The following is a 13,863-nucleotide window of genomic DNA, read 5'->3' as shown; positions in this document are numbered from 1 at the left end:
GTGATGCCTAATGTTGTGGCCCACCTCACACCCTCAATATAACACAGGTAGCATAATTATTAATCAGAACACATAAAATCTGGGAGTACCTATGCCAAAAGATAAAAAGCTCGTTAACTTCTCAGAAGACCATGAGCTCAACAATCGACTAAAACGTAACAACAAACGCCAAACCGAAGAAAATCGACAAAAGTTAAAGGACATTGGCGACAAAACCAAAAAGCAGCTTGATAAAACTAGACTTACACACGAGGAACTAGACAAAGCAATAGAGCGTAATAAGGATAAACTCGATTAAACATCAGATAAGTCGTCGATTAACCTCGACGACGATCCTGTACATTACATACAAAGATTAGACACTGCGAACTCGTATCTTTGTCCCCAAACGTCCCATCCTTTCTTACGTAAGTTCTGTCGACCAACTTTAACTTTTTCTGCTGTAAAAAGGTCCTCGGGCGGCAGGTTTAACCCAATATTAATTGCTGATGCTACCGATGAATCCCTCAGCTTAAACGACTTGGGTAAGCCATCAATGCCCGTTTTTCTGGTCTGCAAATCAGAAAAAAACAAAATCAGAATATCAAGATCAGAAGCTCTCCTTTGATTAACTAACAAGTGCAACGGAGCCTCCGATGTTTCGACTTCAGCGTCAAAAAACCTATTTCTAAGTTCTTCAATGAAGTCTACTGTCGTCGGCCAATATCTCGAATCAAAAGATAAAAGGGAGTTAAATGACTCTCGCAGAAATGAATTGAAACGAGAATGATGTTGGCTGGAAGCATCTAGAATATCAGGTAAATCAGTATCAACATGTGAATACCAACGAGAGCCTTCACTAAACTCCATTCTTTCTTCTAAAAGCGAGGCAAGCGTTCTCGCTGCATCAAAGATATCTTGATTAGACTCAATAAACGTCTGGTAGTCAGACCTTATTTTGGCCGCTTGATTTGGATGCCAGAAAAAGTTCGCATCAACCAAAACTTCGAGTATCAGTCTCTTTTGGCGATCATCAAGCTGACGGTGAACATCTTCAAAAAAGTCATTAAGTTCACCAGAACGTTCGATAGCTCTTTCGTACAACGGAGTCAGGCTTCCCCAAATGTTTTTCTCCTGATTGTACTCTAAGTCTTTTTTAAGCCAATCAAGACAAGCCTGGGCACTTGAGGTTAACTTGCTGTTCGTCTGCATATAAAATCCTGTAAATGCTAAGTAGTGACAGCAAGCTTATCGACGGTAAAACCCAAGTACGGTATTCGAATCAACTTATTTCTTTTCATTAGAAATACCTGCGCATCTTTACCAAAATTCGTGACTGGCCAATAGTCAGCAACAAAATACGTACCTACTCATCTTTACTGCGATCAAAGTGCTGCAAGCTATAGTCTTCGTCGGTGAGATACTTAGCCCGTAGTTCCTTTTCTGCCTGTTTAAACGTTTCAGCTTTTAAAGCATTAATGTGTTCATCTTTCATCAGCTTAAACAGACCTTCTTTTTTCTTCTCACGAATACGCTGGTTGTAAAGCGTTGTCGCTCGTTCATCCACTCGCTTATTCCAGCGGAAGTGATCAAATTGCCAGTCCAGTTTCTTGCTAACTACACGGATATTCGCTTCTTCACATTCTTTTTTCTTGTGATCGACATAGGCAAAAACATCACCTAAAGGCATCTTGAAGTGCTCACAAATCTGATTCAAGTGGTAAGCATTAATCGGCATTGCACCATTTTCTAACTGTGAGTAAGCAGCCTTTTTCATATCCAACTCAGCAGCTACATCTTCCTGCTTAACACCAGTTTTCTTCGCTTTATCAAAATCACCACAAGAGCGCACAAACTCATTTCCATAGTTACGTAGGTCACTAAGCGCCTCCGCAACCAAGGTCATAATGCTTGTTTGTTTTTCTTTTTTTACGTTCATGTCAATCTCCACCTCAGGAATTACAGTATACCAATAACTAAACTCAATTAACTAGTAAAAACCATTGACAGACGAACATTAATGAGTGCATTATTGCCATACTAGAAAATCCAGTATAGCAATAACCAAACCAAAAGAGAGTAAAATATGGACATCCAAAAGCTAAGACTGACATCTAAAGAGAAAGCAGAGGCCATTGAGCATGGTCGTAATATTGGTATCGCAGTGGCAAATCTAGCCTATAACCCAGAAACTCTTCCGCCTCGTTACGCCGGGCAGTTTCTAGAAAATATTGATACTGAATATAGCGATGGAGGCGGTATCCCCGCTGCCGTAGTGTCGAAAAACACGGCTAAATACTACAAAGATCCCGTTGAATTCTTTTTCGATAAAAAACTAGATTTCATTTCTAACACTATTAAACGAAACAAAGATAACCTCACTGTAGATACATCTCTGCAGGTGGAGAGAAACCAGATACTTGAATCCACCTGTCGATACAAACTTAGCTTACAGCAAACTATTCCCCTCTCTGTTTACTTATCCGTGGGCTATCGCTGTAAAGAGCTTGATTTCTTCCACCCGGAAGCTATTGAGAGCTTCTGTGCAGCAACCTTTTCACTGGCTAGTGAGTGCTTCGATTGGGAAGACTTCGCAAGTGGAGAACCATTCAAATTCGATACAAAACTCGCCTTAACCAACGACCTTAAAGGAGACAGCCTTATGTCATTTAGTTCAAAAGCACTGATCGTCACGTTCACAAATAAAGCGAAACAACACTCTTGTAAAAATCGAGAATATCGTTTCGCTGAGTTTCTTGAAGCAGCCATGGAAGTAGAGAATCAAATCGGCCACATCGATAACTTGGATGATATTACTGATGAATTCGAAGAGCGTTTAAAAAGTAAATCTTCGTGGGGATACAAGCTAGCTGCTGAGCAACTCTCTGAAGCAATTAAAACCGTCGAAAAACACTAACCCTTTAGCAACACCACTTTTTTACTTTGATTTTTGACTAGCCGAGCCTCTCGGTGACGGCCTTCTTACACCTCAAATTCAGCAGCCAATATATTGGCTGCTGAATTAAGAATAAATTTTGGAGCATATGATGAACTACTCAAACAACACACATACTTCGGCAAACTACGAAACACATGGCCGCAACTCTATGGTGAATTTCAACGATTTTCCTAACGGCGATTCAAGTAACCAACCTAACTTTGCACCTCTGGCACTTCAGGCTGTTGATTTAAAGAATTCGTCCGCAGAGCTGACCTTCTTTACGCCCACGGCAGAGAAAGTATTCTTTCACTACGTGAATGGTCATGGATACCTTCAGTGCAATGGACCCGACTGCCCGATGTGCCGCGCTCAAATTAAATTAGATAGCCGTTACCTATTTCCCGTCTACGATCACATTGAGGGAGAGGTGAAGGTGCTGGCGGTTCCACCATCCGAGAAGCCAAAATCCTTGTTTCCGCAGCTCAAGCCCTATGTCACCAAAGGCGGTCAACTCGTGTCAATTGAGAAAAATGGCTTCAATTATGATGTTCATGCAACTGCCCTACCCGAGTACGCCACTATCGATCAAGATAAAATTACTGCGTTTTCCGACGCGTTCGACTCTGGCGAAGTACGCTTGTCTGATATCTACCGTATTCTGACCGACGACGAACTGCGAGAGATCCCAGAGGTCGAGAGACGCCTACGCTTCAAAGGTGTGGCTTGATTGTGGTTAGTCCAGTCATCATCAGCGGGGCCGAAAGCCTCGCTGAATTTCGTTTTAATAATAGTGCTCAGGCTATGCTTGAGATGCTGACGCAACACCACTATGTTCTCAACGACTGGATGGTGGGCGTTGGCAAGTCGTACCAACTGGATCAGTTAACCACTTTGGCATTGGAGTCGAACGCATATGACTGCGTGATTGTCTCAGCGCCGACTCGAAAAATACTTGAAGAAAGAAAGTCCCTTCAAAGCCCTCCTGCTGATATTAAAGTTGTCAACATACAACCTCGCCCCAGCAAGCAGTGTGGTGAAACTCGCGATCTGAGTTGGAAAGACTACGAACGTAGAAACTTAGGTCTGCTGGGCAAAAAGCACATTTGTGCCCTGTGTCCAAATAAGGATAAGTGTTTTTGGCCCGACCAATACGGTAAGAATTTGGATGAGGCGAAAATCGTATATGCAACTCAATCACACTTCGTGCGTAACCCCTACTTCATCCAACACATCGTAACGATGGCTAAAGCAAGCAATGCCTTAGTCATTTTCGATGAAGCTAACGTAAGCCTAAACCATTACAGTCGAACCATATCGCCCATATCGATTGAACAAACCCTAGAAGCCGTGCAGGAGAGTCGTCTATCAGACTATGTAAAAGGCGCTCTAACGCACTATCTGGAATGTTTACGACAGGCCTCAACGGAGGAACTGCGCGATATTTCAGCGTGGCGCTGCCCTGCAATTTTTCCAGATCAGATGACTCAAATCACCAGTATTGGCGATCGCATGTTTGCCGATCGTTTCATCAATATTCTGTATGACCTCCAAATCTTCGGAGCATCTGAGGCAGAATCACGCGAAAAATTAGCAGATGGTTCAATTCACTTCCCTGCGCCGCCGGTCAATGCGGGATTCGACACAGTGCTATACAGCGGCACCACCTACCCGGACATACTGAAACTGAAACTCGGGATGGATTTTTACAGCCCGTATTCTCACATTGAGTTTCGGGGGGAATCGACGGTCTGGCACAATATCGCATCCTCAATTGGGACTGCGACAAACTTTAAGAAAAACTCACCGCAAATCCTAGATACCTTCGCCCAATTGACGCTCCAACGAGTGAGAAAAGGGAAGCGCGTATTGTTGGTCTCTAAACAGAAACACGTCGACCACTGCGTTTCCGTGCTCAATCAATATCTGGCAGAGGAAGGAGTTCAGGACGTTCGTGTGGTTCCCGCAAGCGATTATGCAGAGTGTGACGATATGACCTTAGTACCCATGATCCATTACGGTGTCATCGGTATTAATCAATTCGAAGAGTTCGATTGCTGCTACTGCCTAAACAGCTATTACGTAACCCAAGACATACTCAACAACGCAATTCAGGAGCTGCGAGCCGAGGACGAGCGCATAGACGTGGCGATTGCAACCACTGACAACCCTCGTCGGCGTCATGGCGTCATCACAGATCAAAAGTATCGCTACTCTGATGTCGCCAAAGTCGTAAACCCAATGCTGCAAACATTAGAAATGGGGGTTGTCATCCAAGCCATTGGACGCGTGCGCCCATTTACAAAATCGCGTGAAATCATCACTTTTCAAAATAACGATGCGCCAAAGTCGGGTTACGACCATGAGTACAGCAACCTAGAGCAACTGCGAAAGCACTTCGGTTTAAAAAGCAAGCAAGCCAGAACGTCAACAACCCTGTCAGAGCAGATCAATCAGATGATAGCCGACGGGTTTAAGCAGCAAGAGATTGCTTCAACTCTAGGGATCAGTACTCGAACCGTTCGACGCCATAAGGCCGGATAACCAACACAAACTCAGCAAGGAAGGCATGGTCAGAAATGCTTTCCTTACAACTTAAAAGGTCATGCAATGGAATTATTACCTGGAACCCAAGCGCATCTAAAAAAGAAAACAGCCCCGCCATCGAGTGCCTTGATTCTGCCTCAAGATACGTCACATACCGTCGGGAAAACTCAGTTCATTCAACATGAAGCCGAGTTCGATCAATTGATTGATCTGGCTTACCAATTACCGCTATCCGCTGTCAGTCTCAGCTTTCAATTCACTTACTCGACTCCGGTAGTCACGCTACCGAACGGCAATGACAGATATGATATTTCGTCCATTACTCCACGCTTACTCAGCATGACGCTGATGGAGAACACAAGTCGCTCACTAGTGCTGCACTCCTTCGTTATTAACGTTGCGAGCCCCTCGATTCGTCCAAAGCTACAAAGCCTTTTCGATCTGCCTGTGACCTACGTAACCCACGACGCAAAACCCGACCTGCACTGTATTTGGTCATTGGGCCTAAACGAGCCCAGATATTGGTGGGATACCTGCATTGCAGAAAAAGCCAGATATCTTGGTCAACACAATAACGCTAAATCCACTCAAGATGTTTCAACAGTCGAAAAGATACAAATCCAAAAAACTTTGGCTGAACAGAACACGGTGTTTTATGGCTTAGCCGACACAGCTCAACGTTACAATGTGCAAAATAGCCTCGCTTCCAGTGCGAAGTTACTGATGGGCTCTGAGCAAGACTGCCCGTCTTTTTCTGCCTTCCAGATTGAACAGACGTCACAGCTCAGTATCACGGTGGCGAAGTTGTACTTAACGCAAAGCCAATCATGCATCATGTTTGGCATTCACCAACACCTTATCAGTATTGAGATGCCTTGGGTCGTGACTAACGCCGCTATCGAGTGGTACGGCTTTAAGGTATGCAGAGATAAGTGCAGTCAAATTCTCGAAGCGTGCGAGCGTAAACTTAATCTATACAGTCAAGAGCTAGTGCAACTAGGGATGACAAATCCCAATAACCAACATCAAAAACAAGCGCTTTTTGCTTCACTCGGATTACTGCATCACTTCAAAGATGGGGATGACTATAGTTTTAAAAGTGAAATGCTAAGCAAGAACTATACTTTACACCCAGCGGTGGCATTCTTGGCAAAATATACGCATATCGATTCTGTCTACAAAGACGTCATTTTACAGCGTGGCATTGTCGGTATTGACGGAAGGGTTCACCCAGAACAAAAACAGCTTACGGCTGCCACAGGCCGACAGGCTACCGTTGCACCGAATATCTTAGGTCTTCCAGCTGTCCTTCGTCCGTTAGTGGTTGCACAAGATGGTTACGCGATTGGGGAAGTCGACCTTGCACAAATTGAGGTAGCGATTGCTGCTGGCGTGTATGGCGACTCAAACTTAGTCAAGATGTATAACCAAGGCGATCTTTACACAGCCATGGCGCAAGAGTTCTTTTGTGATGAGTTAGAATCAGAATACTACAACTGCGATTCGTCGGCCTTCAAAGAAAAATACCCTGAGAAAAGAGCCATCATGAAACAATGCACCCTTGGCCTAATTTACGGTATCACTAGCTTCGGAATAGCGAAAAAACTCAATATCAGTGTCAACAAGGCCACGGAACTGATGGATAAATTTCTATCGATGTTTCCCGAACTGCAAAAAGCCATTAAGAAAATGCCCCAGTATGGCGCTCTGCGAGGTCATGTAAGCACTGCAACGGGATTGCACCGATACCGCCAATTGGATGCTAAGCGCGGCCACACTGAGAAAAACTGGATGGTGAACATGCCAGTACAAGGTACAGCAACAGCCTTGTTCAAAACAGCCGGAAATCGACTTCATCAATTGTATAAAAGTTACAACGCCAAATTGATCGTTGCGATGCACGATGCCTTTGTTTTCGAAGTGCCTAAAGAACACCTGAGCGAAGTCAGCCAGTTAACTGCACAGATCATGACCCAAGTGGTGCAGGAAATGTACCCGCAGTTGAAGATAAGAGCCGATATCAACATAAGCCAACCAGATTGTTGGACCAAAGATGGAGATCCGAACACTCTCGATGTGTGGCTAGCTAAATGACCAGAACTGGACTTAAAGCCTAACAGATTTATTATTAAGGTTTTGTGTCCACTTCTTTTGGTTCTCAAATCATGACTAGTGGGTAAATCAAACTTACTTAGCTAGTTATCATAGTGGCATCAAAGCTCTAGCTCACTTGTAACCCATTCCAAGTCAGCAGGGTTTAAATTGCGACTTCTCGTAGTATCAAGTAAACACAATATTAGTAATGTATCACTGTGTCTATGAGCCGGTATGATTCGATTCGCTATTGTCTTGGTAGTAAATATCCATTAGAGGCAGTATCGACAATTGCTGATTATTATTCTGTCAAATATATTGACGCATAAAGCACGTCTCTATCTAATGAAAATATGAACAACAACCACAGCGTTTTACTAGCGCCTGTGGCTACGTTTTAGAAAACTCAGTTGAGATCAATTCTGGGTACATATCCGGCTTAAGCTAATTGAAAGGCGCCCCAAAAAAAACAAATTATGGCACTCTCTCCACCCAGTTTACAGGATAATACAACCCAAGGTTAGACATACTTTTTAAGCTATATTCTTGCACCCAGCCAATGACACCATCCCATTGAGGACACATCAATTTTCCAAACTTCGCAAATGTGTTTATGGTTAAAATTTCCGGGCGATGAGATAACGGACTAAGGTTCTTCTTGACCCCGACAATCCCGATCACATGTGCAGGGTAAAACTGCTGTGCCTTTTGATGCTCTATGAATGTGATACTAGTAATTAACATTGGCGGTCGACCAAGCGGCGAAAAATTGATAATACAACTCTCTATATTAGCCGAGGTGCAAGCTCCGCGCGAAAAGTGACTAAAAATAAATGCATTAAACCGTTTAGGAGACATATCATACCTGAAACCATCCAGTTTGGTATGTGTTCCTCGTAATCGGTATTTTTTATTCGTCACTTTGCTGACTGCATGCTCCCATTCGGCTCGGGTACTGTTACTCCCCCTCTTAATTGCTTTTATTTCTCTTCTTATCTTAGCTTCCAAACGGCTGACTTCGTGGTTAAACGCTTTCGACAACACCGAGGGATCATTTCTGAAAGCCATAAGGCGCTTATTGCTGTATCCTTCATAAACCAATGCAAAGGCCAATATATGGGACTGGCAAGACACCCGATTCATTTGCCCAGTAAAAGTGTTTGGCTTTATCAGGATCAAATCTTCCAGTGATGACTGAGCCGATGCCATACCACCGATCAGGGCAAGTACGGCAGCACTAATAACTTTGAACATACAATTTGAAATCCTCTTCAAGAGATATCAAAGGAAACAGTGGCTCAACGGCATACTTTTGCTCACCTTTATCCCTACCAAATGGCTGAATACCATCAGGCATAGTGAATAGCGCTTCGTTTCCAGAAAACATCTCAGGAGTCGCAATTACACCTGATGGAGCCCTTCCCCCCAACTCCATCACTGACTTAGGATCTTGAATATATGCTTTCAGCCTTTCAGCAAGCACCATCAATTCTTCATTCACCTTTTCAAGATGTCGGTATGTTTCCAGATTTTCTTTCGTCAAAATCTTATCGGCAAGATCACTTACTGTTATATCAGATGATGAGAGCGACTTTTGGTTTCGTATCAAATCCTCTAATTTTTCATCGCTCAGCTTTTTCAACTCTTTCACGTGGGGATTGATATCATCAAGGTTCGACTTGGGAGCGATACTGGGATCGGGGATTAAATTACCTTCATTAATTGCTTTTTGTAGCAAATCACCCATTTGTTTCGTGTTTGCCCTAATATCTTCCAAGGCGGATTCTGAATAGCCCAATAGCTTTTGATTTTTCGCTTCTTCGTCATACACATAGACAAACCGGAGACGTTCACCGTTTTTGACGATTCTGTCATATATTGGTTCAACTTGGTCGCAACCATTTCCATCAGGATTTAATTCACAAGCGATATTGTCCTTTAGGTACTGGATCTCTCGCTCACTAAGGGCCACATCTATTGCCCCTACGTCAGACCGATAATTCATCCTTGTCCCTATGTAATAATCAAAACGCGCTTCTGCTAAATTGGCAAAAACGGCTGAAGTTTCATAAAGTGATATATCCCTCTCGACCGCTTTTTCTTTGTCTTTTATCTTCAAACAATGTGCGCCGTGCGGGTAATCTGGGCAACGTTGTGTAACATAGTCATACCCACACAAGTTTTTGTCTTTCCATTTTATCCCAAGAGTACGGCATGTTTTGTATTTACGGTATGTGCGTCCAGTCTCCTCTTTATAGTCATTTCGCAGCTTAGCCAACCGCTGTTTTAACTGGTCTAAATTCGCTTTATCATCCTGACTAATATAGAGTTGAACGATCTTAGGTAAGGGGAGCAAGGCCAAATAGAAATAATCATTATATTTCCCGTCAAATCTCGCAATACATTGACCATTGGTGGCATCAGCACCAAAACAGTTATTAATCTCTTTCTGGACAATAGCTATCTCCTTTTCGACAGCCGATAGCAAATTTGCATAACGTAACCGAGCTGCATCAACCTGTTCTGAATTACCCCAGGTTGTATCAACATCTAAATTGATATCGGGGTTAACATGGCCAACGTAATATATGACCAAGTTGGCACGACGCACACAAGATTTAGCGTTCTGGGGGCTACACTCTTCTTGGGTGCTATTTTCCCCTGTTTTTTGGGTCATCAACGTGTAACCCAATACATGCTTGAGTACCCTCTTAACTGATTCTAAGCGCCCTTTATAAACGTACAATCGATCTACCATTGGCACTTTAAGTTCATTTATCGCTTTATTAAAGTCAGGCAATTCGGTATATGACGTTAACTGGACCCGGAAGGGAAAGCTCTTGTTTTGATCTGAAGAATCGCCAAGTATACGTAGAGCTTGTGATACTTCCTCAATAGACGAAGGAATATAGAGTCCTCGATGGGCACTGTGGTAGTAATTAAATTCTGAATTTTTACTGACATTCAATGCACTACTGAGCGATGAAGAACTTCCCTCTACACTCCCACCACTACCTAAATAACTCCCTCCAACCGATGCTGACTTCTGTGCAGCGACAGACTTAAAAGCCGAATAGTTGGACTGGTTTGATACAACATACATCTCAGCGCCACGTTCTATCGCCGATACGAAAACATCACCACAATATTCCCTAAATTTCTGTAGTGAACCTTTATCGTCTTCCAATAACCCTAAAGCAAACTGCGATAGCCTTATATCTCCGCTTGCTTCATCGCTTGAACTCCTAGGTTGAACAAAGTCAACCCCGTCAATCACCTCTGCCTTCAATAGACGGGTATCGAAACTGCTCTCCACGTTTGATTTTTTAGCCAGACTTGATTTATAAGAAGCACTAGCGCTGAATCCACCATAACTCCCCTTAGCGCTGGCATTCAGAGACGTTGTAGTCTCCCGTTTTAACTGTTCACTACTGAACACCTTAATCGCCGAAACTGTGGCATTCTGTCCGCCCACGCTACCATCAGAGAACTGAATACATGTAGCTGGAGTCTTTTTCATGTTGTCCATTTGCCACCCTTGGCCAAGCACTACACCTTCCCGGGGAAAGTCAACAACATACTCTGTAGGGTAAATGGGCACACCAAAGCGTGATATGAAGGCAGATTCTTTACTCACAGAACCAGAGTATAACGTCTTGGACGCGTCATCTAATTGCGCAGCAGTCGCCTCGACCGAATAAAACGGGCGCGAGACGGTGCTATTTTCATCGACGGCATCGCTTCTGGCAAAGGTTGGGGTAGTAAAGCAGGCAACAGACAGGGCAGATATGCCCCAAAAGACTGGTGAATGAAGCGTTAACATATAGCCTCCTGAGCACATCAGGTCAATGGTTAGAAATAGCTCTTCGCTTCATACGCCAACGACACGTGCAGGGGAACAAACTATGTTAGAAGCGATATGCGCTAACTTTTATAAGTGAGGATAGTAAATATACGTTGGAATTCAAATCGAACGTGTAAATAAATCATAAGCAAACAAATAACTGGATAGGTATTTTTTAGTACAACAATTGAAAAGGCTCCATAGCCCCTGACATGGCTGTGATTAGAATTGTTTTTTGCTAATTTAGAAAATCTTGCAACTCAGAATTGTCCGTGCGGCCTGAAGACGTATGAAGCGTTGTGTGGAAGTGGTTAAGACGCTGCAGCCCCAAAAGGCAACGATAGTTGGAAAGAAATTGGACATTACTCTTTCGTGGTCACTTTACGCACCATACCATAGTGCGCATCTAAGTTGACATTTTACGCGACATACGAAGCAGGGTATGTCTGTATATCTCTCTATGATCAAGTAGCCTGTGAGGGTTGCCGATAAGTATGCAGGTAAAAGAGGTTAGAGAAAACGAATGCCGCTTTGTAATCAAGTGGATACATGTTGATATCTGGCGCGAAAGCGCGCTGACTTCTAACTAGCCTCCCGTTACGAAAGAGTTTGAAGATCTTTTTTGAAGAAGGAAAGTAAATGATGACTTCGAATGAAATTAGTGCGTCTTCTGACTATAAGCCGTAGTTCCTCATCTATTGAGAGACCATTGGAATAGTATTAAAGCTTCAAGTGCGTATCTCAAAGGTAATTAAAGCGAAGTGCTAGTGCAGCGATCAAATTTTTTGGCTCGCTCTACTTCTATGACGGTTTAATTACTGGTTTTTTAACGATGCCTTGGTGGAGACTTGATCCGTATGCAATAAAAGTTGCACGTACGGTTCTTAGGAGGGTGGCGCTCGGCAACGAGTGTCACCTATCCGACAGAATTAATTTGGAGAAGCTCTGCGAAAGCCGTGACCAAGGTACAGTAGACACGACCTGCCACTGGTTCGTTAATAAGCCACTTAGAACTCAAAAAAATCAAGCGTAACCATTGCGTCCACTTCGATATACCAATTTACCCTTTAACTACCAAAAAGGCAGAGGCTATTCCCCTGCCCGCCTAGCTCTTAGTCATCTATAACCTCGTCGGCGACAACACCAATTATGAAGCCAGCTATACCACCGATTAGTACCCCATATGGACCATACCTAGCCCCAATAGCAGCACCGACTTTAGCCGCACGAATACCTGTGTTCTTTTTGGATTGGGATGATGATTGTGAAAAGGTTTTGCTTTGCATGTTTGCTCCCCTTGGGAAGTAGAAAGGGCAATACCTCTCGATACTGCCCTTAATGATTTAATGTCCCAGCTTACTTAACTGAATCGCATAGATGATTTGCGAAGCTACGAGTCATCATCTGACTTTGGTACTGGTTATTTAGCTTCAATGTATTGAGCCAGAACTCATCCCCATCAACTTCGAATTGCATAAATGCTTTCTGCTCTTGATTGCGGAAATTCACATCACCTTCAATATCAACGAAGATTCGCCCCGATTTGGTTTTACCTGATTTCCATGTTTCATTGGTGAACGCCGAGTCGATCATGTCCCCTATGGCGTAAGGGCAACCATCTGGACTGCCTTCTTTAATTGTCTGGATTGCATCATCTATATCCGAACTAAATAGACCTGCTGATGCACCAAAGCTAGCTAGAACTAACGCACTGATTAGTAGTTTTTTCATTACTACATTTCCTTATTAGATTTACTGATTGAAGAATTTGATAGTGATTGCTGTCGGTGTCGTCGGTACGACGTCAACGACGATAAATGGAAGGGTTATTTTGTTTTCTTGTCTGCGAGTGCTAACAGCTCTGCTTTTAGCTTTTGGTATTCGTCGCCTAGTACGTGAAGATAAATTGATGATTTGGACTTTTGGGCTAGACCTAAGTCTCTAACTATTGAGGCGCAAAAACCTTGGTTATTGGCTGAACCTGAAGGATATAGGGATTTATAGACCTGACTTTTCCACGGGTTATCACCTTGAGATTCGATCAACTGGAATAGTTCGTTAAGTGGAACCCAGTGCTTTGAATGCAATCCAGCCCCGCCACTTTGTCCGGCAATACGAAAGTAGAGTTGATCATCTTCACTGTTTTGAGCAACCTCGTAGAGCACCATTCCTTGGGCCTTTGCCCCTAGTTTGGGTGCTTCACCTGTTTTGAGAATGGTAGAGAATGGCTTATCTTCTGGTGTGGCTTTAGATGTGTCAGCCTCTGCATTCTTCCTGCTGTTTTTGGGTTGGTTCATAGAAACTCCTTTATTTCATTGAGCTAGAAATAAGAAAGCCCCTACCGGACGGATCCAGTAAGGGCTCTTACAATTCAATAATATAAATTCGTTTTGCTGCTTGTTACGCCTAGGGATTTATCCTGTCTTTTTCCGGTACTGTTCCTGTCTTTCCAACACAGTTT

General features: G+C 43.3%; 12 protein-coding genes. 5 read left to right on the top strand and 7 right to left on the bottom strand.

The window, feature by feature from the left end:
• The first annotated feature begins 91 nt into the window (after positions 1–91).
• The gene (locus R8N28_RS23020; RefSeq protein WP_088900091.1) at positions 92–298 is read left to right on the top strand and encodes a hypothetical protein; all 207 of its coding nucleotides are present in this window, start codon (positions 92–94) and stop codon (positions 296–298) included.
• 44 nt (positions 299–342) lie between these two features.
• Here the strand turns inward: R8N28_RS23020 and R8N28_RS23015 are convergent, their stop codons facing one another.
• Both R8N28_RS23015 and R8N28_RS23010 read right to left on the bottom strand, forming a co-directional pair.
• Positions 343–1,191, bottom strand: coding sequence for a hypothetical protein (locus R8N28_RS23015; RefSeq protein WP_262635415.1), 849 nt, complete (start codon positions 1,189–1,191; stop codon positions 343–345).
• Positions 1,192–1,345: 154 nt separating this feature from the next.
• Entirely contained in the window at positions 1,346–1,918 is a 573-nt protein-coding gene (locus R8N28_RS23010) for a helix-turn-helix domain-containing protein (protein ID WP_262635416.1), read from the bottom strand.
• A gap of 147 nt (positions 1,919–2,065) precedes the next feature.
• On the opposite strand from R8N28_RS23010, the gene R8N28_RS23005 reads away from it, so the two are divergent.
• From R8N28_RS23005 to R8N28_RS22990, 4 genes are all read left to right on the top strand, one after another.
• Complete coding sequence (locus tag R8N28_RS23005) at positions 2,066–2,896, top strand: hypothetical protein (protein WP_262635417.1); 831 nt, start codon at positions 2,066–2,068, stop codon at positions 2,894–2,896.
• A gap of 130 nt (positions 2,897–3,026) precedes the next feature.
• Positions 3,027–3,647, top strand: a complete 621-nt coding sequence (locus R8N28_RS23000; RefSeq protein WP_262635418.1) for a hypothetical protein — start codon at positions 3,027–3,029, stop codon at positions 3,645–3,647.
• Between the two features lie 2 nt (positions 3,648–3,649).
• Complete coding sequence (locus R8N28_RS22995; protein WP_262635419.1) at positions 3,650–5,461, top strand: helix-turn-helix transcriptional regulator; 1,812 nt, start codon at positions 3,650–3,652, stop codon at positions 5,459–5,461.
• 66 nt (positions 5,462–5,527) lie between these two features.
• Positions 5,528–7,558 (top strand): DNA polymerase, encoded by a 2,031-nt coding sequence (locus R8N28_RS22990; RefSeq protein ID WP_262635420.1) that lies wholly within the window; start codon positions 5,528–5,530, stop codon positions 7,556–7,558.
• A 474-nt stretch (positions 7,559–8,032) separates the two neighbouring features.
• Here R8N28_RS22990 and R8N28_RS22985 read toward each other — a convergent pair whose 3' ends face one another.
• The 5 genes from R8N28_RS22985 to R8N28_RS22965 form a co-directional block, all read right to left on the bottom strand.
• Entirely contained in the window at positions 8,033–8,812 is a 780-nt protein-coding gene (locus R8N28_RS22985; RefSeq protein WP_262635421.1) for a hypothetical protein, read from the bottom strand.
• Entirely contained in the window at positions 8,796–11,381 is a 2,586-nt protein-coding gene (locus R8N28_RS22980) for an ATPase (RefSeq protein ID WP_262635422.1), read from the bottom strand. The genes R8N28_RS22985 and R8N28_RS22980 overlap by 17 nt, the downstream gene beginning before the upstream one ends.
• Positions 11,382–12,514: 1,133 nt before the next feature.
• The gene (locus R8N28_RS22975; protein WP_262635423.1) at positions 12,515–12,688 is read right to left on the bottom strand and encodes a hypothetical protein; all 174 of its coding nucleotides are present in this window, start codon (positions 12,686–12,688) and stop codon (positions 12,515–12,517) included.
• Between the two features lie 70 nt (positions 12,689–12,758).
• A complete protein-coding gene (locus tag R8N28_RS22970) occupies positions 12,759–13,133 on the bottom strand; it encodes a hypothetical protein (RefSeq protein WP_262635424.1) in 375 nt (124 codons plus the stop codon).
• Between the two features lie 95 nt (positions 13,134–13,228).
• Positions 13,229–13,699: a hypothetical protein gene (locus R8N28_RS22965; RefSeq protein ID WP_262635425.1), complete on the bottom strand. Its 471-nt coding sequence runs from the start codon at positions 13,697–13,699 to the stop codon at positions 13,229–13,231.
• Positions 13,700–13,863 lie beyond the last annotated feature (164 nt).

The organism is Vibrio sp. Vb1554 (assembly GCF_033344235.1).
The sequence above is the reverse complement of the archived record's forward strand: the minus strand, read 5'-3'. Positions and strand labels throughout refer to the sequence as shown.